Here is a 23835-nt window from a genome sequence, read left to right on the forward strand (position 1 = left end):
AAAGAAAAAGATATGCCCTCCCATTCCGGTCTGATGACCGTCATCGATCGCGCCGCGCGCAAGGCCGGTCCGCGCCTGCGTCGTGACTTCAACGAGGTCCAGCAGCTCCAGGTCAGCCGCAAGGGCCCGGCCGACTTCGTGACGATCGCCGACCAGCGCGCCGAGCAGACGCTGTACGAGGAACTGTCGCGCGCACGCCCCGATTGGGGCTTCCTGATGGAAGAGCGCGGCGAGGTCCCGGGCGACCCCAGCAAGCCGCGCTTCATCGTCGATCCGCTCGATGGCACGACCAATTTCCTCCACGGCATCCCGCACTTCGCGATCTCGATCGCGGTCGAGGAGCCGATGCCCAACGGCAAGCGCGAGATTACCTCGGCGATGGTCTATCAGCCGATCACCGACGAAGCGTTCTGGGCCGAGAAGGGCCGGGGTGCGTGGGTGCAGGAGCAGCGGCTGCGCGTTTCGGCGCGGCGTGACCTGGCCGACTCGCTGATCGCGACGGGCATCCCGTTCCTGGGACACGGCAATTTCGCGGAATGGTCGCGCATCTTCGGTGCGATCGCACCCGAGGTCGCCGGGATCCGGCGGATGGGATCGGCGGCGCTCGATCTCGCCTGGGTCGCGGCGGGGCGGTACGACGGCTATTGGGAATCGGGTCTCAAGCCGTGGGACGTCGCCGCTGGCTTGCTTCTGGTGAAAGAAGCGGGCGGGTTCGTCACCGACTTCCGGGGCGGCGAGAAGATGATGGAACGCAGCGAGTTCCTCGCCGCGAACGACGGGTTGCAGTCGCGACTCCACAAATTGTTGGCAGGCGCGCTGCGTTAAGTAGGTGGGGGAGGGGCTGCGCTCCTCCCGACTCCGTCATCCTCGCGAAGGCGGGGATCCATACTGGCTGGCCTTGGTCGCCCTTGCTGCCGCTGCGCCAATGGATTCCCGCCTTCGCGGGAATTACGGACGGGGCGGGCGGTGAGCGCGCAGCACTCGCCTACTAGCAACGCCCTCCAACCCGCTGTTGCGATTCATTCTCACGCCCGCAACCCTTGCCCCTAAAAGCCTGTGGTCCTAAAGCCCTCAGCATCCCTTCGCACATGCGAGAACACCCTTGGTTGACCTGTCACAATATCTTCCGATCCTGCTGTTCCTCGGCGTCGCGCTCGTGCTGTCTAGCGTGTTCGTGTTCCTGCCGATGCTCGTCGCGCGCCTGACTGGTGCGCACAAGCCGACCGCGGAAAAACTCTCCGAATATGAGTGCGGCTTCCCCGCGTTCGAGGATCCGCGCAGCCAGTTCGACGTGCGCTTCTACCTCGTCGCGATCCTGTTCATCATCTTCGATCTCGAAGCAGCTTTCCTATATCCATGGGCGGTCAGCGTGTTCCAGCTCGGCTGGGTCGCGTGGGGATCGATGATGCTGTTTATCGCCGAACTCGCGCTCGGCCTTGTTTATGCGTGGAAGAAGGGAGCTCTCGAATGGGAGTAGAACTGACGCACCCGACCACTGGCCTGCCGGGCCAGGATGTGGTTCAACCCGACGCCGCGTTCTTCAACGATCTGAACGGCGAGCTTGGCGACAAGGGTTTCCTCGTCACCTCGACCGAAGACCTGTTTCACTGGGCGCGCACCGGCTCGCTGTGGTGGATGACCTTCGGGCTCGCGTGTTGCGCGGTCGAGATGATCCACGTTAACATGCCGCGCTACGATCTCGAGCGTTTCGGCGCCGCGCCGCGCGCGTCCCCGCGCCAGTCGGATGTGATGATCGTCGCGGGCACGCTGTGCAACAAGATGGCTCCGGCGCTCCGCAAGGTCTACGACCAGATGTCGGAGCCGAAGTACGTCATCTCGATGGGCTCGTGCGCCAATGGCGGCGGTTATTACCATTACAGCTACTCGGTCGTGCGCGGCTGTGACCGGATCGTGCCCGTGGACATCTATGTCCCCGGTTGCCCGCCGACCGCGGAAGCGTTGCTGTACGGGATCATGCAGCTCCAGCGGAAGATCCGTCGCGTCGGGACTATTGAGAGATGAGGGGCGAACGATGAGGGCACCAGCTCCAGCCTATGTCGCCAATGACGGCGTGATCGACGCGGCAACCGCTGCGCTCGGTGGTCGTCTGCTGCATTCGCTCGACGCGGTCGGCGAAGTTGCGCTGCATGTCGACCGTGCCTCGCTGGTCGAGACGATGGTCGCTTTGCGCGATACGCCGGGTCTCGAATATCAGCAGCTGATGGAAATCGCGGGCGTCGATTATCCGGATCGCGGGATCGACCGGTTCGAGGTCGTCTATTGCCTGTTGTCGCTGACCCGCAATCACCGTCTCCGCGTTCACGTGCAGACGGATGACGAGAAGCCGGTGCCGTCGGTGACGGGGATCTGGCCGGTTGCCGGCTGGCTCGAGCGCGAAGTGTACGATATGTACGGCGTGCTGTTCTCGGGCAATTCGGACCTGCGCCGTATCCTGACCGACTACGGTTTCCGTGGCCATCCGCAGCGCAAGGACTTCCCGCTGACGGGTTATGTCGAGCTGCGCTATTCGGAAGAAGCCAAGCGCGTGGTCTATGAGCCCGTCGCACTGGCGCAGGATTTCCGCACGTTCGATTTCATGAGCCCGTGGGAAGGCGCCGAATACGTCCTCCCGGGTGACGAGAAGGCGAAAGTTCCCGAAGCCAAGGGAGCGCCCACGCCGCTCAAGGCGGACGAGATCGTCAAGGCGGATGCCGCGAAGAGCCCTGTCTCGGGTGCGACCGAGCCCAAGACGACCGAGAACACCACCCAATCGGGTGCCGGCAAGCCAGGCCCCGGCGCGGGCGAGAAGCCGGCGAATCCCGATGTCGTTCCCTCCAACAAGGGGCAGAACCAGTGACCGCGTATCTCGAGCAGCTCGAGGATCGTTTCGACGGCGAAGACCAGACGGTCGGCGACGTCGAGATCCAGAATTACACGATCAACTTCGGCCCGCAGCATCCCGCCGCGCACGGGGTGTTGCGGCTGGTGATGGAGCTTGACGGCGAGATCGTCGAGCGGGTCGATCCGCACGTCGGGCTTCTGCATCGCGGCACCGAGAAGCTGATCGAATACAAGACCTACATGCAGGCGCTGCCGTATTTCGACCGGCTCGATTATTGCTCGCCGCTGTGCATGGAGCATACCTATGTGCTCGCGGTCGAGAAGCTGCTCGATCTGGAAGTGCCGCTCCGCGCGCAGTACCTCCGCGTGCTGTTCGCCGAACTGACGCGCATTTCGAACCACATGCTCAACCTCGGGTCGCACGTGATGGACGTCGGCGCGATGACGCCGAACCTGTGGCTGTTCGAGATCCGCGAAGATTGCATGAACTTCTTCGAGCGAGTCTCGGGTGCACGGATGCACAGCGCGTATTTCCGTCCGGGTGGCGTGCATCAGGATGCGCCGCTCAAGCTGCTCGCCGATCTGGCGGACTGGCTCGATACGCGGTTGCCGCGGCTGTTCGAAGATGCGATCTCGCTGGTCGCGGACAACCGCATCTTCAAGCAGCGCAACGTCGACATCGCGACGGTCAGCCGTGACGATGCGATCAAGTGGGGCTTTTCGGGTCCGATGATCCGCGGCTCGGGCATTGCGTGGGATCTGCGCAAGTCGCAGCCGTATGACGTGTACGACCGGATGGAATTCGACGTGCCGGTCGGTACGCGCGGCGATTGTTATGACCGGTTCATGGTGCGCGTCGAGGAAGTCCGCCAGTCCGCGAAGATCATGAAACAGTGCCTGCGCGACATGCCCGAGGGGCCGATCGCGTCGCTCGACCGCAAGGTCGTGCCGCCCAAGCGCGCCGAGATGAAGCGGTCGATGGAAGCACTCATCCATCACTTCAAGCTGTACACCGAGGGCTTCCACGTGCCCGCAGGCGACGTCTATGTCGCGACCGAAAGCCCTAAGGGCGAGTTCGGCGTGTACCTGGTCGCCGATGGCACGAACAAGCCGTACCGCTGCAAGATCCGCCCGACGGCGTTCTCGCATCTGCAGGCGATGGACTTCATGTCGAAGGGCCACATGCTTGCGGATACGACCGCGATCCTGGGCGCGATGGATATCGTTTTTGGTGAATGTGACCGATAATGGCTGAAGCCCCCAAGATCCCCGACGAAGCCGAGACCCGCGCCCGCTGGGGTGCGTTCGCGTGGAACGACGAAAACCAGAAGAAAGCGAACGAGATCCTCGGTCGCTATCCCAAGGGCCGCGAACAATCCGCGTCGATCCCGTTCCTCGATCTGGCGCAACGCCAGGTCGGCGCGGAAACGCAGACGCAGGGCTGGTTGCCGGTCCCGGTGATCGAGTTCGTCGCGCGCCAGATCGGCGTGCCGTACATGCGCGTCTATGAGGTCGCGACCTTCTACACGATGTTCAACATGGCGCCGGTCGGCCGCTTCCACGTCCAGGTCTGCGGCACGACGCCGTGCCTGCTTGGCGGCAGCGACGACGTTCTCGCCGCCTGCAAGAACAAGGGTCTGATCAAGGGCCGCACGACCCCGGACGGCATGTTCACGCTGACCGAGGTCGAATGCCTCGGGGCCTGCGCGAACGCGCCGATGGTCCAGATCAACGACGACAATTTCGAAGATCTGGACTATGACAAGACCAGCGCGCTGCTCGAGGCTCTGGCCAACGGCACGCCCGTCACGCCGGGATCGCAGACCGGGCGGCGTGACAGCTGCGCGGCAGGCGGTCCGACGAACCTCGTCGCGATGGTCGACGAAAACCACGACTATCGGGAGGAGTGGGCATGAACCGGCGCCTCCTCGGTGTCACCCGTGGCGGAGGAGTGGCATGACTGCCCAGACCGAAAACCTCATCCTTGAGATTCTCAAGCGGATGCAGGGGGATATGTCCGAGATGAAAGCCGACATTGGCGACCTTCGTTTGCGAATGACCGCGACCGAGGAACATCTCGCAACGCTGGTGATGTCGACCGCGGGAATCAATCATCGACTGGATCGCGTGAGCGATCGCGTCGAACGCATCGAGCGCCGCCTCGAATTAACGGATGCACGCTAATGCTCGCCGACAAGGACCGCATTTTCACCAACGTCTACGGCTTCCAGCCGTGGAACCTCGAGGCCGCGATCAAGCGTGGCGATTGGGACGACACCAAGGGCCTGATGGCACGCGGGCAGGATGCGCTGATCGACGCGGTCAAGGCGTCGGGCTTGCGCGGCCGTGGCGGTGCTGGTTTCCCGACCGGCACCAAATGGTCGTTCATGCCGAAGGAACCCAAGCCGGACCGGCCGAACTTCCTCGTCATCAACGCCGACGAATCCGAGCCGGGCTCGTGCAAGGATCGCGAGATCATCCGCCACGATCCGCACAAGCTGATCGAAGGCGCGCTGATCGCGGGCTATGCGATGCGCGCGCGCGCTGCGTACATCTACATCCGTGGCGAATATATCCGCGAGGCCGAAGTCCTCTTTGCCGCAGTCGCTGAGGCATATGACAAGGGCCTGATCGGCAAGAACGCCAGTGGCTCGGGCTATGACTTCGACGTCTTCGTCCACCGTGGCGCGGGCGCGTACATCTGCGGCGAAGAGACCGCGATGCTCGAGAGCCTCGAAGGCAAGAAGGGCCAGCCGCGCCTCAAGCCGCCGTTCCCGGCGGGGGCAGGGCTCTATGGCTGCCCGACGACGGTCAACAACGTTGAGTCGATCGCGGTCGTCCCGACGATCCTGCGGCGCTCGCCCGAGTGGTTCGCCAGCTTCGGTGCCGAGGGCAACCGAGGCACCAAGCTGTTCCAGATCAGCGGTCATGTGAACAAGCCGTGCGTGGTCGAGGAGGCGATGAGCATCACCTTCCGCGAACTGATCGAAACGCATTGCGGCGGGATCCGCGGCGGGTGGGACAATCTGCTCGCAGTCATCCCGGGCGGATCTTCGGTGCCGCTGGTGCCGGCTGCCGAGATCATGGACTGCCCGATGGACTTCGACGGCCTCAAGAAGGTCGGCTCGGGTCTGGGCACCGCCGCGATCATCGTCATGGACAAGTCGACCGACATCGTCCGTGCGATCAGCCGTCTCTCCTACTTCTACAAGCATGAGAGCTGCGGCCAGTGCACGCCGTGCCGCGAGGGCACCGGCTGGATGTGGCGCGTGATGGAGCGGATGCGCACCGGCGACGCGGACATTTCCGAGATCGATACGCTGTATCAGGTGACCAAGCAGGTCGAGGGTCACACGATCTGTGCGCTCGGAGATGCTGCGGCATGGCCGATCCAGGGCCTGATCAAGCACTTCCGCCCCGAGATGGAGCGGCGGATCACTGAAAAGCGTGGCGGCGGGCTGAACCCGATGATGGAAGCGGCTGAATAATGCCTATTGTCAAAGTCGACGGCGTCGAAGTCGAAGTGCCCGCTGGTGCCACCGTGCTCCAGGCGTGCGAGATCGCGGGCAAGGAAATCCCGCGCTTCTGCTATCACGAGCGCCTGAGCATTGCGGGCAATTGCCGCATGTGCCTGGTCGAGGTGAAGCCCGGACCGCCGAAGCCGCAGGCATCGTGCGCGTTGCCGGCTGCGGACAAGCAGGAAATCTTCACCAACTCGCCGATGGTCAAGAACGCGCGCGAAGGGGTGATGGAGTTCCTCCTGATCAACCATCCGCTCGATTGCCCGATCTGCGACCAGGGTGGTGAATGCGACCTGCAGGACCAGAGCCTCGCCTACGGGCGTGGCCAGTCGCGTTACGACGAGAACAAGCGCGCGGTCACCGAGAAGTACATGGGGCCGATCGTCAAGACCGTGATGACGCGGTGCATCCAGTGCACGCGCTGCATCCGCTTTGCCGAGGAAGTCGCCGGGATCGAGGAAATTGGCGCGATCGGTCGCGGCGAGGACATGCAGATCGTGTCCTATCTCGAACATGCCGTGACGAGCGAGCTGTCGGGCAACGTCGTCGATCTCTGCCCGGTCGGTGCGCTGACCTCCAAGCCTTACGCGTTCGAGGCGCGTCCGTGGGAACTCCGCAAGACGCTGACGATCGACGTGATGGACGCGGTCGGCACCAACATCCGGCTCGACAGCCGTGGTCGCCAGGTGCTGCGCGCCGTGCCGCGGATCAACGAGGACGTGAACGAGGAATGGGCGAGCGACAAGACGCGCCACGCGATTGACGGACTTGTCCGTCGCCGTCTCGACAAGCCGTATATCCGCAAGGGTGGGCGCCTGACCGAAGCCTCTTGGGATGCCGCATTCCTCGCGATCTCGCAGGTCGATGCCGGGTCGAGCATCGCTGCAGTCGCGGGCGATCTGGTCGATTGCGAGACGATGTATGCCGCCAAGGCGTTGCTCGGCAGCATGGGCTCGACCCTGCTCGAAGGCCGCCAGACGGGGATGGATTACGACACGACCAATCTGGCCGCGGTCAATTTCAACACGACGATCGCGGGCACCGAAAAGGCCGACGTGATCCTGATCGTGGGCAGCAACGTGCGCTGGGAAGCGCCGCTGGTGAACACGCGGATCCGCAAGGCGATCAAGCGCGGTGCGAAGGTCTTCGCGATCGGGCCGGAAACCGAGCTGACCTATAAGGTCGATTGGCTCGGCGAGGATCTCGGCGTGCTCGGCAATCTTCCGGAGGCCGTCACCGAAGCGTTCGCCAAGGCCGAGCGTCCGATGATGATCGTCGGCGGGGCAGCGCTCAAGTCGCTCGGCGCGGCGCTGGCGCTGGTGTCGCCTTTGGGTCTGGTCAAGGATGGCTGGAACGGTTTCAACGTGCTGCACATGGCCGCGAGCCGCATGGGTGGGTTGATGCTCGGTTATGCGCAGAAGGGCGGCATCGCGGATGTCGTCGCGGCCAAGCCGAAGCTCGCGTTCTTCCTGGGCGCGGACGAGGTCGACTTCGGTGCGTTCGAAGGCACGTTCAAGGTGTACATCGGGCATCATGGCGACAAGGGCGCGGCTTCTGCCGACGTCGTTTTGCCGGGTGCGAGCTATGCCGAGAAGTCTGGGACGTACGTCAACCTCGAGGGCCGCGTTCAGCGTGGCGAGCGTGCGGTGTTCCCGCCGGGCGACGCGCGCGAGGACTGGACGATCCTGCGCGCACTGTCGGGAATGATGGGCAAGACGCTGCCGTTCGACACGATCGAGGAATTGCGCGCGAACATGGCGACCGACACGCCAGCACTCGCAACCCTAGGGCTGGCGACGTTCGACTGGGCCCCGCCGGCGCTCAACGCAGCGGCTTCGGGCGAAATGACCGGCTATCCGATTCAAGATTTCTATCTGACCAACGCGATTTGCCGAGCCAGCCCGACGATGCAGCGGTGCTCGGCTGAACTTGTCCACGGCGAAGATTTCGCGGAGGCAGCGGAATGACGTCGTTCTTCACTTACCGTTTCGGCATGCCCTATGGCTGGGCGTGGTTCCTCGCCACGCTGATGGACATCCTGCTGATCGCGCTGCCGGTGATGCTGGCGGTCGCAATGCTCATTTACGCCGATCGCAAGATCTGGGCGTCGATGGCGCTGCGGCGTGGTCCCAACGTGGTCGGCCCGTTCGGGTTGCTCCAATCGTTCGCGGACGGCCTGAAGGTGTTCCTGCAGGAAACGATCATTCCCTCGGCGGCGAACAAGACGCTGTTCATCATCGCGCCGATCATCACCTTCACGGTCGCATTGATCGTCTGGGCGGTGGTCCCGTTCGATGCCCGCGCCGCGCTTGCCGACATCAACGTCGGGTTGCTCTACGTTCTCGCCGCCTCGTCGATCGGCGTGTACGGCGTGATCCTCGCGGGCTGGTCGTCCAACTCGAAGTACCCGTTCTTCTCCGCGATCCGCGCCGCGGCGCAGATGGTGTCGTATGAAGTCGCGATCGGCTTCGTGCTCATCTCGATCGTGTTGTGGAGCGGCAGCTTCAACCTGACCAACATCGTCGAGGCGCAGAAGAGCGTGATGGGGACGCCGGTCAACGGCTTCTTCCTCAATCCGCTGCTGTTCCCGATGGCGGTGGTGTTCTTCATCTCGTCGCTTGCGGAAACGCAGCGTGCGCCGTTCGATCTGGCCGAGGCGGAGAGCGAGCTCGTCGCCGGCTACCAGACCGAATATTCGTCCATGTCGTTCGCGCTCTACTGGCTCGGCGAATATGCCAACGTGATCCTGATGTGCGCGCTCAACGCGACGCTGTTCTGGGGCGGGTATCTGCCGCCGTTCGACTGGGCACCGCTGTATGCCGTGCCGGGAATCATCTGGCTGTTCATCAAGATCCTGATGTTCTTCTTCGTGTTCAGCTGGGTCAAGGCGACGGTGCCACGCTACCGCTATGACCAGCTGATGCGGCTGGGCTGGAAGATCTTCCTCCCGCTGTCGCTGTTCTGGGTGTTCCTCGTCTCGGGTGTCCTGATGGTCACGCGCGTCGGCACCGAGTGCGCCCCCGAGAACCGGGTCTATACCAAGCAATATCTCTACGACGACGGTCGTCCGCGCTATCCCACCGATGGCGTGTGCCAGGCTGCTCCCGTGAACCAGTTGGAGAAGCGCTCGTGAGCGTCGCCCAGATCATCAAGTCCTATACGCTTTGGGAATTCCTCAAGGCGCACGCGCTGACCCTGAAGTATTTCTTCAAGGCCAAGGCGACGATCAACTATCCGTTCGAGAAGAACCCGATCAGCCCGCGCTTCCGTGGCGAGCATGTGCTGCGGCGCTATCCCAACGGCGAGGAACGCTGCATCGCGTGCAAGCTGTGTGAAGCAGTATGCCCGGCGCAGGCGATCACGATCGAAGCCGAGCCGCGCGACGACGGCTCGCGCCGTACGACGCGCTACGACATCGACATGACCAAGTGCATCTTCTGTGGCCTGTGCCAGGAAGCCTGCCCGGTCGACGCGGTGGTCGAGGGTCCGAACTTTGAATATGCGACCGAGACGCGCGAAGAACTGATCTACGACAAGACCAAGCTGCTGGCGAATGGCGACCGTTGGGAAAGCGCGATCGCCGCGAACCTTGCCGCCGACGCGCCTTACCGTTAAGCGCCGCACCGACTCTGAGGGGCCCCAGAAAACCGTGATCCAGGCACTCGCCTTTTATCTTTTCGCAGCGATCGTGATTGCGTCAGCCGCGCTGACCATCACCTCGCGCAACCCGGTGCATGCCGTGTTGTGGCTGATTCTGGCCTTCTTCAACGCAGCGGGCCTGATGGTCCTCGTCGGTGCCGAGTTCATCGCGATGCTGCTCGTCATCGTGTACGTGGGCGCCGTCGCCGTGCTGTTCCTGTTCGTCGTGATGATGCTCAACATCGATTTCGCCGAACTGCGCGCCGGCTTCGCGCGCTACGCCGCGATCGGCGCGGTGTTCGCGGTCGGGCTCGCGGCCGAGATCATGCTCGCCTTCGGAGCCTGGAGCGCGGGCAAGATCGAGCTCGCCCGCCGGGCGGCACCGACGCCCGAGACGATCTCGAACATCCAGGCGCTCGGGATGGTGCTCTATACGCGCTATCTGTTCGTCTTCGAAGGCGCAGGGCTCGTGTTGCTCGTCGCGATGATCGGCGCGATCGTGCTGACACACCGCGAACGCTCGGGGTCGCGCAAGCAGAACATTTCGCGGCAGAACGCGCGCCGTCCGCAGGACGCGACGCGCAATACGCAGCCGACGGTCGGCGCAGGGGTGGAGCTATGACGATCGGTTTGGGCCATTATCTCGTCGTGGGCGCGATCCTGTTCGCGCTCGGCGTGCTCGGCATTATCGCCAACCGCAAGAACCTCATCGTCATGCTGATGGCGGTCGAGCTGATCCTGCTCGCGGTGAACCTCAACTTCGTCGCCTTCTCGGGCTATCTTCACGATCTCGTCGGACAGGTGTTCGCAATGTTCGTGCTGACGGTCGCGGCGGGTGAGGCGGCCATCGGGCTCGCCATCCTCGTCATCTATTTCCGTAGCCGCGGGACGATCTCGGTCGACGACGCCAACCGGATGCAGGGGTAAGTTACGTGCATTCGATTCTTCTCATCGTCTTCCTGCCGCTGCTCGCGTCACTGATCGCAGGGTTCGCGAACAAGGGCTTCGGCTCCGCGCTGCCCAAGATCGTGACGACCGGCGCGCTGTTCGCATCGTGCCTGCTCAGCTGGCCGATCTTCATTCATTACCTCGGTGGTGGCGAAGCGACGGTCGTGCCGGTGCTCGACTGGATCCATTCCGGCGACATGGTGATCGACTGGTCGCTGCGCGTCGACGCGCTGACCGCGGTCATGCTCGTCGTCATCACCAGCGTCTCGGCGCTCGTTCATCTGTATAGCTGGGGCTATATGGAGGAGGACCCCGACCAGCCGCGTTTCTTCGCGTATCTGTCGCTGTTCACCTTCGCGATGCTGATGCTGGTGACCGCGGACAACCTCGTCCAGATGTTCTTCGGCTGGGAAGGCGTGGGTCTCGCATCCTACCTCCTGATCGGTTTCTGGTTCCGCAAGCCCAGCGCCAATGCCGCGGCGATCAAGGCGTTCGTCGTCAACCGCGTCGGCGATCTCGGCTTCATGCTCGGCATTTTCGGCACCTATCTGGTGTTCCACACCGTCTCGATCCCCGAGATCCTGCGGCTCGCGCCGGGGATGATGGGCTCGACGATCGGCTTCTGGGGCTACCGCGTCGATACGATGACGCTGCTGTGCCTACTGCTGTTCGTCGGTGCGATGGGCAAGTCGGCGCAGCTCGGGCTCCACACCTGGTTGCCGGACGCGATGGAAGGTCCGACCCCGGTGTCGGCGCTAATCCACGCGGCGACGATGGTCACCGCGGGCGTGTTCATGGTGTGCCGCCTGTCGCCGATGTTCGAGACGTCGCCGTTCGCGCTGACGGTCGTGATGACGGTCGGGGCCGCGACGTGCCTGTTCGCGGCAACGGTCGGGCTGGTGCAGACCGATATCAAGCGCGTCATCGCTTATTCGACCTGCTCGCAGCTCGGTTATATGTTCTTCGCCGCCGGGTGCGGGGCGTATGGCGCCGCGATGTTCCATCTGTTCACGCACGCGTTCTTCAAGGCGCTGCTGTTCCTTGGTGCGGGCTCGGTGATCCATTCGATGCATCACGAGCAGGACATGCGCTATTATGGCGGCCTGCGGAAAAGCATCCCGATCACTTTCTGGGGGATGATGATGGGGACGCTGGCGATCACCGGCGTCGGGATCCCCGCCGTGTTCGGCAACCCGCTCGCGATCGGGTTCGCAGGGTTCCACTCGAAGGACGCAATCATCGAGGCGGCATGGGCTTCGGGCCAGCATGGCGCATCGATCGTCGGGATCATTGTCGCGCTGCTGACGAGCTTCTACTCGTGGCGGCTGATGTTCCTCACCTTCTGGGGCAAGCCGCGCTGGGAGCAGTCCGAGCATATCCAGCATGCGATCCACGACGCGCACGGCCACGGCCATGACGACCATGCGCACGCTGGCCATGACGATCACGGCACCACCGCGGCGCACGCGCATCATGGGGAAGCCGCCGAAGAAGGGCAGGGCAGCGAGCCGCACGGCGATCACGCCCATGGCGCGCACGGTCACGCCGTCCCGCTGCACCCGGTCTTCACGACCAAGGGCGACGGCACGGGTGGCTATCACCCGCACGAAAGCCCGTTCCCGATCCTGATCCCGCTGATCATCCTGTCGATCGGTGCGATTGCGGCCGGGTTCGTGTTCCACGGCTACTTCATCGAGCCGACCGCGGGCGAAGAGTATTGGCACGGCGCTATCGCGTTCCGCGAGCATCTGATGCACGCGATGCACGAGGTTCCGTTGCTGGTGAAGCTGTCGGCGACGATTGCGATGCTGACCGGTCTAGTCGGCGCGTACGTCTTCTACATCCGCGCGCCGGGTGTGTCGCAGAAGCTTTCCGAGACGTTTGCGCCGGTTTACGACTTCCTGCTCCACAAGTGGTATTTCGACGAATTGTACGATCTGCTGTTCGTGAAGCCGGCGTTCGCCATCGGCCGCTTCTTCTGGCACCGCGGGGACGAGAAGACGATCGATCGTTTCGGGCCGAACGGTTCGGCCTGGATCGTCGAGCGTAGCTCGCGCGTCGCCGGCCGGATCCAGTCGGGTTATGTCTACACTTACGCGTTCGTCATGCTGCTCGGTCTCACCGGAGCCGTGACCTGGGCGATCAACATCTGGGCGACGAGCAAGTGAGCGGCATTCCAATCCTTTCGATCATGCTCGCGATCCCTGCGATCGCGGCCGTGGCCTGCCTCTTTTCCAGCGCGCAGGGTGCACGCTGGATCGCGCTGATCGCGACGCTGGTCGATCTTGTGCTCGGGATCGGCCTGTGGACCAGCTATGATATCGGCGGAGCGCAGTGGCAGTTCGTCGAGGACGCCGGCAACCTTGGCATCTTCAGCTGGAAGCTCGGGCTCGACGGGTTCGCGCTGCTGCTGGTGATGCTCAGCGTGTTCCTGATGCCGGTGTGCATCGGGGCGAGCTGGGTCGCGGTGACCAATCGCGTTCAGGAATATATGGCGGCATTCCTCGTCACCGAAGTGCTGATGATCGGCACGTTCGCGGCGCAGGACCTGTTCCTGTTCTACATCTTCTTCGAAGCCGGCCTGATCCCGATGTATCTCATCATCGGCATCTGGGGTGGCGTGAACCGCATCTACGCCTCGTATAAATTCTTCCTCTACACGCTGCTCGGCTCGGTGCTGATGCTGGTGGCGATGCTGTGGATGGCGAATTTCGCAGGCACCAGCGACATCCCGACGCTGCTGCGGACCGACTTCCCGGTGCAGGCGCAGACCTTCCTGTGGCTGGCGTTCTTCGCGTCGTTCGCGGTCAAGATGCCGATGTGGCCGTTCCACACCTGGCTTCCCGACGCGCACGTCCAGGCGCCGACCGCTGGCTCGGTGATCCTCGCGGGCGTTCTGCTCAAGCTTGGCGGATACGGCTTCCTGCGCTTTTCGCTGCCGATGTTCCCCGAGGCGTCGGCGCAGCTGACGTGGCTGGTGCTCGGCCTGTCGGCGATCGCGGTGATCTATACCTCGCTGGTGGCCCTCGTGCAGTCGGACATGAAGAAGCTGATCGCGTATTCGTCGGTCGCGCATATGGCGATCGTGACGATCGGCCTGTTCGCGTTCAACCGGCAGGGGATCGAGGGCGCGATGATCGTCATGCTCAGCCATGGCCTCGTCTCGGCAGCGTTGTTCCTGTGTGTCGGCGTGATCTACGACCGGCTCCATACCCGCGAGATCTCGCGTTATGGGGGTCTCGCGATAAACATGCCGCGATACGCCGTGCTGTTCCTGTTCTTCACGATGGCATCGATCGGCCTGCCGGGCACGAGCGGGTTCGTCGGCGAGTTCCTCAGCCTGGCAGGGACGTACCGCGTCTCGACCGTCATCACGCTGTTGTGCACCACCGGGATCATCCTCGGGGCTGCCTATATGCTCTACCTCTACCGCCGTGTCGTATTCGGCGATCTGACCAAGGACGATGTGCGCGCAATGCCCGATCTTTCGCTGCGTGAAATTGCGCTGTTGGCCCCGATTGCAGCGGTAGCGCTGTGGATGGGCGTGTATCCCGAGAGCTTCCTTGCGCCGATGCGCAAGGACGTCGCGACGCTGCAGGCGCGGATCGCACGCGCTACTCCGGCGGGTGACTCGCTGCCGACCGCGGGCAAGGCCATGGCACTGCCCGTTACGCATGCGGAGGCACGGCCATGAACATGTCGCTTCTGATGGTTCTCCCCGAGGAAATCCTCGCGCTCGGGGCGATTGCGCTGATGCTGGTGTCGGCCTGGGGCGGCCAGGCGTCGACCCGGATGGTGTCCGTTGCCGCGGTTGCGGTGCTGGCCGGCGCGATGATCGCGCTGACCGGGCCTGCGTCTTATGGCGGTGCCGCGTTCGGCGGGCTGTTCCGTGCGGATGCGTTCGCGACCTTTGCCAAGGTCCTGATCTTCGGCGCGTCAGCGGTTGCGATCATCGTCGCGCCGCGCTTTTTCGCGGCGGGCCGTGGCGACGATCTGCGGCCCGAATATCCCGTGCTGATCCTGCTGTCCGCAGCGGGCATGAGCATGATGGTGTCCGCGGGTGACCTGCTGACGTTGTACGTCGGTCTCGAACTCCAGAGCCTCGCGGCCTACGTGCTGGCGAGCTTCATGCGCCGCGACACGCGGTCGGCGGAAGCTGGCCTCAAGTATTTCGTGCTGGGCGCGCTGGCGAGCGGGATCCTGCTGTACGGCATATCGCTGGTGTACGGCTTCAGCGGTACCACGCTGTTCTCGTCGATCGCGACCGCGTACGGCGCTGGCCGTTCGCTCGGGCTGACCTTTGGCCTCGTCTTCGTCTTCGCTGGCCTCGCGTTCAAGATGAGCGTCGTTCCGTTCCACATGTGGACCCCGGACGTATACGAGGGCGCGCCGACGCCGGTGACGACCTTCTTCGCTTCCGCCCCCAAGGTGGCAGCCGTCGCCTTGTCGGTCCGCGTCGCGGTCGAGGCGATGGGTCCGGCGACGGACCAGTGGCGTCAGATCGTGATCTTCGCGGCGCTCGCGTCGATCATCTTCGGTGCGGTCGCGGCGATCGGGCAAACCAACATCAAGCGGCTGCTCGCGTATTCGTCGATCAACAACGTCGGCTTCGTGCTGATCGGTCTTGCGGCCGGCACGCAGGCGGGTGTTGCGGCGGTGCTGTTCTACCTGACCGTCTATGTCGTGATGACGCTGGGCAGCTTCCTGATCGTCCTTCAGATGAAGGATGCCGCCGGGCAGCCGGTCGAGAGCATCACCGCGCTTGCCGGCCTGTCGCGGACGCGGCCGGGTCTGGCGCTGGCGATGGCGATCTTCATGTTCTCGCTCGCAGGCATCCCGCCGATGCTCGGCTTCAACGCCAAGGTCGCGGTGTTCCAAGCGGCGATCGTTGCCGGGCTGTACCCGCTCGCGGTGGTCGGCTTCGTCGCCTCGGTGATTGGTGCCTTCTATTACCTGCGCGTCGTCAAGGTGATGTACATCGATGCCCCCGCCGAGACGGTCGAGGGCGCGCCGCTCGCGGTGCGGACTGACCCGGTCGAGGGCGGGCTGATTGCGGTGATGGCGGCAGCGATCTCGCCGATTGGCTGGCTTGGGCTTGCGAGCCTCGGTGGCGCGACGATGGTTGCGGCGAAGGCGCTGTTCTGAGCGAGCGGGTTCGTACCGTCGCCGAGACGGGGTCTACGAATGCCGACATGCTCGAACTGGCGCGCAGCGGGATCTTCGAGGGAATCTGGCTGCGCGCCGAGCGGCAGACCGGGGGGCGCGGACGGCAGGGGCGGCTCTGGGTTTCGCCGGTCGGGAATTTCTATGGGTCCAGTGTGGTGCGGGTGCGGGGCGGGGATCCTGCGCCGGCCACCCTCGCATTGGTGGCTGCGGTTGCACTTGAAGAAGTGGTGCGGGCGTATCTCGGCTCACACCACCCCGGCGAAGGCCGGGGCCCAATAGCGCGGGTTGACGTTGTCGGGCGCAGCGTTGCAACACCTGCCGTTCCACTCTTGGGCCCCGGCCTTCGCCGGGGTGGTGCCAAGGATGGTGGTGCAATTGGTGGTGGTGGCGACCCAGCAGGCTTGGTCCTGAAATGGCCCAATGACCTCCTCATCGACGGCGCCAAGATCTCCGGCATCCTGCTCGAACGCACCGGCGACGCGATCGTCGTCGGGATCGGCGTCAACCTCGCGCATCACCCAAGCGACACGGACCGCCGCGCGACCAGCTTGACGGCACACGGCGCAACCCCAGACCCGGCCGACTTCGCCGAAACGCTCGCCGAAACCTTCGCCCGCTGGCTGAGCATCTGGCGCGGGCAGGGCCTCGCGCCAATACGCACCCGCTGGCTCGAGCGCGCGCACCCGATCGGCACCGCGCTCAGCGCGCGGCTCCCGGATGGCAGCGCGACCGACGGGCTGTTCAACGGGCTCGACAGCGACGGCGCGCTCATCCTCCGCTTGGCGGATGGCACTGCGCGTGTCATTCACGCGGGCGACGTGTTCCTCCTCTGACAAGGCCTTCTCCCCGCCATGCTGCTCGCGATCGACGCCGGGAATACCAACATCGTCTTCGCGCTGCTCGAAGGGCAGGCGATCAAGGCACGCTGGCGTATCGCAACCGACCCGCGGCGCACCGCGGACGAATATGCGGTATGGCTGAGCCAGTTGCTCAACCTCGAGGGCTATGATCGCAAGCAGGTGACGGGCGTCATCATCGCGACCGTCGTCCCGCGCGCGCTCCACAACCTCCAGACGCTTGCGCGCAAGTATTTCGACAGCGAGCCGCTGATCGCGGGGCAGGCTCCGGTCGAATGGGGCATGCAGCTCGACGTGCTCGAACCCAAGAGCGTCGGCGCGGACCGTGCCGTCACGATGATCGCGGCGCATGCCCGGCATCCGGGCGATCTCATCGTGATCGACTTCGGGACGGCAGCGACCTTCGACGTCGTCGACTACACCGGCGCGTACAAGGGCGGGATCATCGCGCCTGGTATCAACCTGTCGCTCGACGCGCTTGTCACCGCCGCCGCCAAGCTGCCGCGGATCGCGATCGAGGCGCCCGGCGACACCAGCGTCATCGGGCGCGACACCGTCACGCAGATGCATATCGGCATCTATTGGGGCTATGTCGCGATGATCGAAGGACTGGTTGCGCGGATGAAGGCGGAGGTCGGGCGGCCCTGTACGGTGGTCGCAACCGGAGGGCTCGCGGTGCTGTTCGAACAGCATACCGACGCTTTCGACGCGATCGAACCCGATCTTACCATTCAGGGGCTGGCGATTTTGTGGGATCGCGCCCATATGCAGGCCTAGAGTCCATGCGTGCGTGCGCTGACCCCGGTGCCCCGCTTCCCCGATCTCTACGAAATTCATCGCGCCTAACCCGCGCACCCTCCCTGCGCCGCTGGCTAAGCTGGCGGCGATAAGCTGAAAGACAAAGACTTAGTGACTACCCCAAAGAAAGAACTGCTGTTCCTGGCCCTCGGTGGGTCGGGCGAGATTGGCATGAACGTCAATCTGTACGGCTGCAACGGCAAGTGGTTGATGGTCGATTGCGGCATCACCTTCGCCGATCCGCAATATCCGGGCATCGACGTGATCCTGCCCGACCTGCAGTTCATCGAGGAACGCCTCGACGATCTCATCGGCATCGTGCTGACGCATGGTCATGAGGATCATATCGGCGCGCTCCCGTATCTCGCCGAGGATCTCGGCGTGCCGCTGTATGCCACCCCGTTCACCGCTGGCCTGATCCGCGGCAAGCTCGAGGAAGAGGGCAACGCCAGCCGCGTCAAGCTGCGCGTGATCCAGCCGGACGCGCCGTTCGACCTCGGGCCGTTCGGCATCACCTTCGTGCCGATGTCGCATTCGATCCCCGAAGCGAGCGCGTTGCTGATCGATACGCCCTACGGCCGTATCTTCCACACCGGCGACTGGAAGCTCGATGCGCGGCCGGTCATCGGCAGCCCTGCCACGCCGGACCAGCTCGCGGCGATCGGCAAGGACGGCATTCTCGCGCTCGTCTGCGATTCGACCAACGTCTTCAACAACGACGCGTCGGGTTCCGAGAGCGACGTGCTTTCCGGGCTGATGGACGTGATCGGCAAGGCCAAGGGCCGCGTGCTGGTGACGTCGTTTGCTTCCAACGCCGCGCGTCTCCACACGCTCGGCAAGGTCGCGATCGAGACCGGGCGGCAATTGTCGGTCCAGGGGCGGTCGCTCGACCGCATTCTCAAGGTCGCGCGCGCGACCGGCTATCTCAAGGACTTCCCCGAGACGATCGACGCCGAGGCGGCAATGCGACTGCCGCGCGACAAGGTGCTGGTCATCGCGACCGGCGGGCAGGGCGAGGACCGCGCGGCGCTCGCGCGGGTCGCGAACGGCCAGCATCCGATCTCGCTCGACCAGGGCGATACGGTCGTCTTCTCGTCGAAGCAGATCCCGGGCAATGAAGTTGCGATCGGGCGGATCCAGAACCAGCTCGCCGCCAAGGGCGTGATCATGATCACCGATCGCCAGGCGCACGTCCATGTGTCGGGCCATCCGGGTCGCCCCGAGCTGCTCCAGATGTACAAGTGGATGAAGCCCGAGATCCTGATGCCGGTGCATGGCGAAATGCGGCACCTGATGGAGCAGGCGCGCTTTGCCCTGTCCGAGGGCGTGCCGCGTGCGGTGGTGCAGACCAACGGCGACATCATCCGCCTCGCGCCGGGCAACCCGACCAAGATCGGCAATGCTGCCGTGGGTCGTCTCGTGCTCGACGGCGACGTGATCCTGCCGGGCGATGGCTCGACGATCAACGAGCGTCGCAAGCTCGGCCTGTTCGGGCAGATCTCGGTCGCGGTCGCGATCGGGCAGCGCGGGATGATCGGCCAGCCGCAGGTTCGCATCCAGGGGATCCCGGTCGAGGAAGACCGCGAGCCGTTCCTCGACGAGACGATCGGCGCGGTGATCGCGGCGGTCAAGCAGGGCGGGCGTGACCGCGACAAGATGCGCGAGCAGATCCGTCTTGCGACCCGCAAGGTTGCGACGCGCTGGACCGGCAAGAAGCCGATCGTCGATGTGTTGCTGATCGAAGCTTGAATTCAGGCTCTGGAACGGGAAGGAGAACGGCATGCGGTGGACTTCGGCGCTGGCGATCTACTTCCTGTTCTGGGCGTTTTCGGTGTTCTTCGTCCTGCCGTTCGGAGTGAAGACCGCCGACGAGGCAGGCGTCGAGCGCGTGCCGGGGCAGGCGGACAGCGCGCCGCACGAGTTTCGCGCGGGGCGGATTGCGCTGCGGGTGACGATCGTCGCGACGGTGCTGTGGGGGCTGTATATGCTCAACTTCAGCTATGGTTGGCTGACGCCCAAGATGCTCGACTTCTGGGGGGCATGGAAGGACGTGGAGTAGGGGGGGCTTTTGGGACACTCCCTCACGCACTTCTGCTACCTTCCACTTCCCCGGCGTAGGCCGGGGCCCAGTAGCGACGCAGGTGTTGCTGCCGGCTGCGCTTCGTTACTTCGACCTTAGCTACTGGGCCCCGGCCTTCGCCGGGGAAGAAGACGAGGTGAAGAGGGGCGGAAATAGCGCGCGACCTCTACCATCTTCCACTTCCCCGGCGAAGGGCGGGGCCCAGTAGTGAGGCAGGCGTTGCTGCCGCGAGCGCTTCGTTACCTCGACCCTCACTACTAGGCCCCGGCCTTCGCCGGGGAAGAAGATGGGGTGAACTGGGGCGGAAATAGCGCGCGACTTCTACCATCTTCCACTTTCCCGGCGTAGGCCGGGGCCCAGTAGCGACGCAGGTGTTGCTGCCGCGTGCGCTTCGTTACCTCGACCTTCGCTACTGGGCCCCGGCCTTCGCCGGGGAAGTAGGGGGGGTGAAGTGGGGGGTGAAGCCTCCGCCCCCTCAATTCTCGACCGGCGCGATATCTCCCATCAGCTTGGGGAAGAACCCCTCGTGCGCTGCCCGCAATGCGTCCAGCGTAACGACGTGATCGTCATCGGGCAGCTCGAAGATCAGCCGGTTGGCGATCGTCCGCCCGATCCGCTCGATCTCGACCCCGGCGGCATCGGCTGCGGTCAGCGTCTCGAGCAGCAGGTGATCCGCGACGGTCGCGACATACAACCCCTGGTCCTCGCCGAACAACGCGCAGGCGATTCCGCATGGCAGCGGCGCGTGCAGCATCGCGCCGACATTCCCGGCTAGCGCCATCTCGGCGATCGTCACTGCAATTCCGCCGTCGGACACGTCATGCACCGCGGTCAGCGCGCCGGTCGCGATATGCGCGCGGACGAACTCGCTGTTGCGACGCTCGGCTTCGAGATCGACCGGGGGCGGGGCGCCTTCCTCGCGGCCATGGACTTCGCGCAGCCACAGCGATTGGCCGAGATGCCCCGAGCGTTCGCCGATCAGCACGATCACGTCGCCAGTGCCCTTGAACGCGATCGTCGCGGACTTGGACCAGTCGGCGAGCAAGCCGATCGCGCCGATCGCCGGCGTCGGCAGGATCGCCGAACCGCCACCGGTCGCCTTGCTCTCGTTATAGAGCGAGACGTTGCCCGACACGATCGGGAAGTCGAGCGCGCGGCAGGCATCGCCCATGCCATCGAGGCAGCCCACGAACTGCGCCATGATCTCGGGTCGCTGGGGGTTGGCGAAGTTGAGGCAGTTGGTCACCGCAAGCGGGGTCGCGCCGACGGCCGACAGGTTGCGATAGCATTCCGCGATCGCCTGTTTGCCGCCTTCATAGGGGTCGGCATAGCAATAGCGCGGGGTGCAATCGGTGCTCATCGCGAGCCCCTTTTGCGTGCCGTGGACGCGGACGACCGCGGCATCGCCACCGGGGCGCTGGACCGTGTCCGCGCCGACCTGCGTGTCGTACTGCTCCCAGATCCAGCGGCGCGAGGCGACATCGGGGGAGGCCATCAGCGTGAGCAGATCGGCGGCGACGTTCGGCGTCTGCGGGATCTCGCCGAGCGGCGCGACCTTGGCCCAGGCCTGATAGTCTTCCTTCGTCGCAGCCGGACGGTCGTACAAAGGCGCTTCGTCGGCGAGCGGCGCGAGCGGGATGTCGCACACCGTTTCGCCGTGGAACTTGAGCACCATGTGGCCGGTGTCGGTCACCTGGCCGATCACCGCGAAATCGAGCTCCCATTTGTGGAAGATCGCCTCGGCGAAATCCTCGCGGCCGGGCTTGAGCACCATGAGCATACGTTCCTGGCTTTCGCTCAGCATCATCTCATAGGGGGTCATGCCGGTTTCGCGTTGCGGCACCGCATTCATGTTGAGCTCGATCCCGACCCCGCCCTTGGACGCCATCTCGACCGCGGAGGACGTGAGACCAGCCGCGCCCATGTCCTGGATCGCGACGATCGCGTCCGATGCCATCAGCTCGAGGCACGCCTCGATCAGCAACTTCTCGGTGAAGGGATCGCCGACCTGGACGGTCGGGCGCTTGGACTCCGAATCCTCGCCGAAATCAGCCGAGGCCATTGTCGCGCCGTGGATCCCGTCGCGGCCGGTCTTTGAGCCGACATAGACGATCGAATTGCCGATACCGGAGGCGGCGGAATAGAAGATCTTGTCGGTCTCGGCGACGCCGACCGTCATCGCGTTGACGAGGATGTTGCCGTCATAGGCCGGGTGGAAGTTCACTTCGCCGCCGACCGTCGGCACCCCGACGCAATTGCCATAGCCGCCGATCCCGTGGACGACGCCCGAGATTAGGTGGCGCATCTTTGGATGATCGGGCCGCCCAAAGCGGAGCGCGTTGAGGTTGGCGATCGGGCGCGCGCCCATCGTGAACACGTCACGCAGGATCCCGCCGACGCCGGTCGCGGCCCCCTGATAGGGTTCGATGTAGGAGGGGTGGTTGTGGCTCTCCATCTTGAAGATCGCCGCCTGACCGTCGCCGATGTCGACGACGCCCGCATTCTCGCCGGGGCCGCAGATGACCTGCGGGCCGGTGGTCGGGAGCTTCTTGAGATGGATGCGCGAGGATTTGTACGAGCAATGCTCGGACCACATCACCGAGAAGATGCCGAGCTCGGTCAGATTGGGCTCGCGGCCCAGCGCGTGGAGGACGCGGTCATATTCTTCGGTGGAAAGCCCGTGCTGGGCGACGATCTCGGGGGTGATGTCGGTCATGGCCTGAGCCTTTAACGCGGTGGTGCGGGTCCGTCACCTCATCGCGTGGCTGGGGGACGCGCCGGACGCATTTTTCGTAGACCCGTTCGGGCTGAGTGAAGTCGAAGCCCCGCTTTCACTTCAGTGGTTCGGCGATGTGCGAGGGCCCTTCGATTTCACTCAGGGCGAACGGTTGCTCCGGAGGATGCTCCCATCGCGCAACCCCTGCACGAACCGCTCCACGTCACGCGCGCTTTCGTCGGGGCGTTCCTCCATCGGCAGGTGGCCGGTGCCGGGATAGACGATCAGCTTGCTCCCCGGAATGCGCGCGTGGAGCCAGTCGCCTGAGGCGCGCGGGATGAGTTGGTCCTTCGCGCCCCACAGGATCAACACCGGCAGCCTGAGCGCCGCCAGTTGCGCCGTGGTGGCGCTGTCGGGCGCGAGTGCGAACCGGTCGAGCGTCGCCTTTCGGTTGCCCGGATAGCGCAGCAATTCCCAATAGCGATCGATCATCGCGGCATCCGCAAGCTTCGGATCGCCGAACACGCCGGGGAGGCTGTCCGCGATCAGGCTGCGCGGGGTGATCGCCGCGGCGATCTCGCGGAGGACTGGCAGGCGCGCGATGCGGAAGGCGAGCGGCGGCTTGGCGTTGCCCGGCTCGGGCTGTCCGACCGAGTCGATCAGGACCAGACCGCGAAGAAGCTCGGGGTGCGCGAGCGCATAATGCCACGCGACCCCGCCGCCCATCGAGTTACCCGCGAGCACGATATGGTCGACGCAGAGTTTCGTGCGGATGCGCTCGACCACGTCGACATAGGCGGCGGGGGTGTAGTCGCGCGTCGGGCTGGCGCCGGTAAGGCCGTGGCCGGGCAGGTCCATGCGGATGATGCGATAGCGCTGGGCGAGCCGCTCCGCCCATGGCTCCCACGTCTGGAGCGAGGCGTTCGATCCGTGGATCAGCATGAGCACGGGGGCGTCGCGCGGGCCGGTGTCGCGGAGGTGGACGGTCAGGCCGTTGCCGAGGTCGACGAACTGCGAGGGCGGCGCGCCGTATTTGGCGCGCATAGCGGCGGGGTCGGTATCGGGGGTGCGGTAATAGAGGAAGGCGATGATCAGGAGCGCGACCAATGCCGCCACGCCATACCCCACGATTGGCCACCGCATTGCTGTCCCCCCCACCGCCGTTCCGTTCTGGCGGAGCGATTATCCGGGGAACGTCGCGCGTTTGAGGCGCGCTGGCAAGTCGCCGCGCCGCGGGTCCGTAGAACTGTCTAGTTCACAACGAGGCGA

22 protein-coding genes are annotated in these 23835 nt (G+C 64.6%); 20 read left to right on the forward strand and 2 right to left on the reverse strand.

What is annotated here, in order from left to right:
- The first annotated feature begins 12 nt into the window (after positions 1-12).
- From RH91_RS14140 to RH91_RS14235, 20 genes are all read left to right on the forward strand, one after another.
- Positions 13-825 (forward strand): inositol monophosphatase family protein, encoded by an 813-nt coding sequence (locus RH91_RS14140; protein WP_010216638.1) that lies wholly within the window; start codon positions 13-15, stop codon positions 823-825.
- Between the two features lie 277 nt (positions 826-1102).
- Positions 1103-1477 (forward strand): NADH-quinone oxidoreductase subunit A, encoded by a 375-nt coding sequence (ndhC, locus tag RH91_RS14145; RefSeq protein WP_010163508.1) that lies wholly within the window; start codon positions 1103-1105, stop codon positions 1475-1477.
- Positions 1468-2022, forward strand: coding sequence for a NuoB/complex I 20 kDa subunit family protein (locus RH91_RS14150; protein ID WP_010163510.1), 555 nt, complete (start codon positions 1468-1470; stop codon positions 2020-2022). Before ndhC ends, RH91_RS14150 begins: the two co-directional genes overlap by 10 nt.
- A gap of 10 nt (positions 2023-2032) precedes the next feature.
- Positions 2033-2857, forward strand: a complete 825-nt coding sequence (locus RH91_RS14155; protein WP_029623881.1) for an NADH-quinone oxidoreductase subunit C — start codon at positions 2033-2035, stop codon at positions 2855-2857.
- Complete coding sequence (locus RH91_RS14160) at positions 2854-4089, forward strand: NADH-quinone oxidoreductase subunit D (protein WP_010163515.1); 1236 nt, start codon at positions 2854-2856, stop codon at positions 4087-4089. The genes RH91_RS14155 and RH91_RS14160 overlap by 4 nt, the downstream gene beginning before the upstream one ends.
- Entirely contained in the window at positions 4089-4757 is a 669-nt protein-coding gene (locus tag RH91_RS14165; RefSeq protein ID WP_010163516.1) for a complex I 24 kDa subunit family protein, read from the forward strand. Before RH91_RS14160 ends, RH91_RS14165 begins: the two co-directional genes overlap by 1 nt.
- A gap of 40 nt (positions 4758-4797) precedes the next feature.
- Positions 4798-5025, forward strand: coding sequence for a hypothetical protein (locus tag RH91_RS14170; RefSeq protein WP_010163518.1), 228 nt, complete (start codon positions 4798-4800; stop codon positions 5023-5025).
- Entirely contained in the window at positions 5025-6329 is a 1305-nt protein-coding gene (gene nuoF / locus RH91_RS14175) for an NADH-quinone oxidoreductase subunit NuoF (protein ID WP_010163520.1), read from the forward strand. The genes RH91_RS14170 and nuoF overlap by 1 nt, the downstream gene beginning before the upstream one ends.
- A complete protein-coding gene (gene nuoG / locus RH91_RS14180) occupies positions 6329-8329 on the forward strand; it encodes an NADH-quinone oxidoreductase subunit NuoG (protein WP_010163521.1) in 2001 nt (666 codons plus the stop codon). The genes nuoF and nuoG overlap by 1 nt, the downstream gene beginning before the upstream one ends.
- Positions 8326-9495 (forward strand): NADH-quinone oxidoreductase subunit NuoH, encoded by a 1170-nt coding sequence (gene nuoH / locus RH91_RS14185; RefSeq protein ID WP_010163522.1) that lies wholly within the window; start codon positions 8326-8328, stop codon positions 9493-9495. Before nuoG ends, nuoH begins: the two co-directional genes overlap by 4 nt.
- Complete coding sequence (gene nuoI / locus RH91_RS14190) at positions 9492-9977, forward strand: NADH-quinone oxidoreductase subunit NuoI (RefSeq protein ID WP_010163523.1); 486 nt, start codon at positions 9492-9494, stop codon at positions 9975-9977. The genes nuoH and nuoI overlap by 4 nt, the downstream gene beginning before the upstream one ends.
- Positions 9978-10011: 34 nt before the next feature.
- Positions 10012-10623 (forward strand): NADH-quinone oxidoreductase subunit J, encoded by a 612-nt coding sequence (locus RH91_RS14195; protein WP_010163524.1) that lies wholly within the window; start codon positions 10012-10014, stop codon positions 10621-10623.
- A complete protein-coding gene (gene nuoK / locus RH91_RS14200) occupies positions 10620-10928 on the forward strand; it encodes an NADH-quinone oxidoreductase subunit NuoK (protein WP_010163525.1) in 309 nt (102 codons plus the stop codon). The genes RH91_RS14195 and nuoK overlap by 4 nt, the downstream gene beginning before the upstream one ends.
- 5 nt (positions 10929-10933) lie before the next feature.
- A complete protein-coding gene (gene nuoL / locus RH91_RS14205; RefSeq protein WP_010163526.1) occupies positions 10934-13117 on the forward strand; it encodes an NADH-quinone oxidoreductase subunit L in 2184 nt (727 codons plus the stop codon).
- Complete coding sequence (locus RH91_RS14210; RefSeq protein WP_029623882.1) at positions 13114-14643, forward strand: NADH-quinone oxidoreductase subunit M; 1530 nt, start codon at positions 13114-13116, stop codon at positions 14641-14643. The genes nuoL and RH91_RS14210 overlap by 4 nt, the downstream gene beginning before the upstream one ends.
- Entirely contained in the window at positions 14640-16094 is a 1455-nt protein-coding gene (nuoN, locus tag RH91_RS14215; protein WP_010163530.1) for an NADH-quinone oxidoreductase subunit NuoN, read from the forward strand. Before RH91_RS14210 ends, nuoN begins: the two co-directional genes overlap by 4 nt.
- 47 nt (positions 16095-16141) lie before the next feature.
- Positions 16142-16948, forward strand: a complete 807-nt coding sequence (locus RH91_RS23200) for a biotin--[acetyl-CoA-carboxylase] ligase (protein ID WP_029623883.1) — start codon at positions 16142-16144, stop codon at positions 16946-16948.
- 18 nt (positions 16949-16966) lie between these two features.
- Positions 16967-17749: a type III pantothenate kinase gene (locus tag RH91_RS14225; RefSeq protein WP_010163532.1), complete on the forward strand. Its 783-nt coding sequence runs from the start codon at positions 16967-16969 to the stop codon at positions 17747-17749.
- Positions 17750-17941: 192 nt separating this feature from the next.
- Positions 17942-19519, forward strand: coding sequence for a ribonuclease J (locus RH91_RS14230; RefSeq protein ID WP_051007259.1), 1578 nt, complete (start codon positions 17942-17944; stop codon positions 19517-19519).
- Positions 19520-19550: 31 nt separating this feature from the next.
- Positions 19551-19829, forward strand: coding sequence for a DUF1467 family protein (locus tag RH91_RS14235; protein WP_010163534.1), 279 nt, complete (start codon positions 19551-19553; stop codon positions 19827-19829).
- 496 nt (positions 19830-20325) lie between these two features.
- Here the strand turns inward: RH91_RS14235 and purL are convergent, their stop codons facing one another.
- Together purL and RH91_RS14245 are read right to left on the reverse strand one after the other, a co-directional pair.
- On the reverse strand, positions 20326-22566 hold the full coding sequence (purL, locus tag RH91_RS14240; protein WP_010163535.1) for a phosphoribosylformylglycinamidine synthase subunit PurL: 2241 nt from the start codon (positions 22564-22566) through the stop codon (positions 20326-20328).
- 159 nt (positions 22567-22725) lie between these two features.
- Positions 22726-23709: an alpha/beta fold hydrolase gene (locus RH91_RS14245; protein WP_010163536.1), complete on the reverse strand. Its 984-nt coding sequence runs from the start codon at positions 23707-23709 to the stop codon at positions 22726-22728.
- Positions 23710-23835 lie beyond the last annotated feature (126 nt).

Source organism: Sphingomonas sp. PAMC 26617 (genome assembly GCF_000242835.1).
GTDB lineage: Bacteria > Pseudomonadota > Alphaproteobacteria > Sphingomonadales > Sphingomonadaceae > Sphingomonas.

What these genes read in the sequence shown, in the direction of transcription:
- RH91_RS14140 (WP_010216638.1), top strand. Translation starts at nt 13, where the DNA reads ATGCCCTCCCATTCCGGTCTGATGACCGTCATCGATCGCGCCGCGCGC.
- RH91_RS14150 (WP_010163510.1), top strand. Translation starts at nt 1,468, where the DNA reads ATGGGAGTAGAACTGACGCACCCGACCACTGGCCTGCCGGGCCAGGAT.
- RH91_RS14155 (WP_029623881.1), top strand. Translation starts at nt 2,033, where the DNA reads ATGAGGGCACCAGCTCCAGCCTATGTCGCCAATGACGGCGTGATCGAC.
- RH91_RS14165 (WP_010163516.1), top strand. Translation starts at nt 4,089, where the DNA reads ATGGCTGAAGCCCCCAAGATCCCCGACGAAGCCGAGACCCGCGCCCGC.
- RH91_RS14170 (WP_010163518.1), top strand. Translation starts at nt 4,798, where the DNA reads ATGACTGCCCAGACCGAAAACCTCATCCTTGAGATTCTCAAGCGGATG.
- nuoF (WP_010163520.1), top strand. Translation starts at nt 5,025, where the DNA reads ATGCTCGCCGACAAGGACCGCATTTTCACCAACGTCTACGGCTTCCAG.
- nuoG (WP_010163521.1), top strand. Translation starts at nt 6,329, where the DNA reads ATGCCTATTGTCAAAGTCGACGGCGTCGAAGTCGAAGTGCCCGCTGGT.
- nuoH (WP_010163522.1), top strand. Translation starts at nt 8,326, where the DNA reads ATGACGTCGTTCTTCACTTACCGTTTCGGCATGCCCTATGGCTGGGCG.
- nuoK (WP_010163525.1), top strand. Translation starts at nt 10,620, where the DNA reads ATGACGATCGGTTTGGGCCATTATCTCGTCGTGGGCGCGATCCTGTTC.
- nuoN (WP_010163530.1), top strand. Translation starts at nt 14,640, where the DNA reads ATGAACATGTCGCTTCTGATGGTTCTCCCCGAGGAAATCCTCGCGCTC.
- RH91_RS23200 (WP_029623883.1), top strand. Translation starts at nt 16,142, where the DNA reads ATGCTCGAACTGGCGCGCAGCGGGATCTTCGAGGGAATCTGGCTGCGC.
- RH91_RS14225 (WP_010163532.1), top strand. Translation starts at nt 16,967, where the DNA reads ATGCTGCTCGCGATCGACGCCGGGAATACCAACATCGTCTTCGCGCTG.
- RH91_RS14230 (WP_051007259.1), top strand. Translation starts at nt 17,942, where the DNA reads ATGAACGTCAATCTGTACGGCTGCAACGGCAAGTGGTTGATGGTCGAT.
- RH91_RS14235 (WP_010163534.1), top strand. Translation starts at nt 19,551, where the DNA reads ATGCGGTGGACTTCGGCGCTGGCGATCTACTTCCTGTTCTGGGCGTTT.
- purL (WP_010163535.1), bottom strand. Translation starts at nt 22,566, where the DNA reads ATGACCGACATCACCCCCGAGATCGTCGCCCAGCACGGGCTTTCCACC.
- RH91_RS14245 (WP_010163536.1), bottom strand. Translation starts at nt 23,709, where the DNA reads ATGCGGTGGCCAATCGTGGGGTATGGCGTGGCGGCATTGGTCGCGCTC.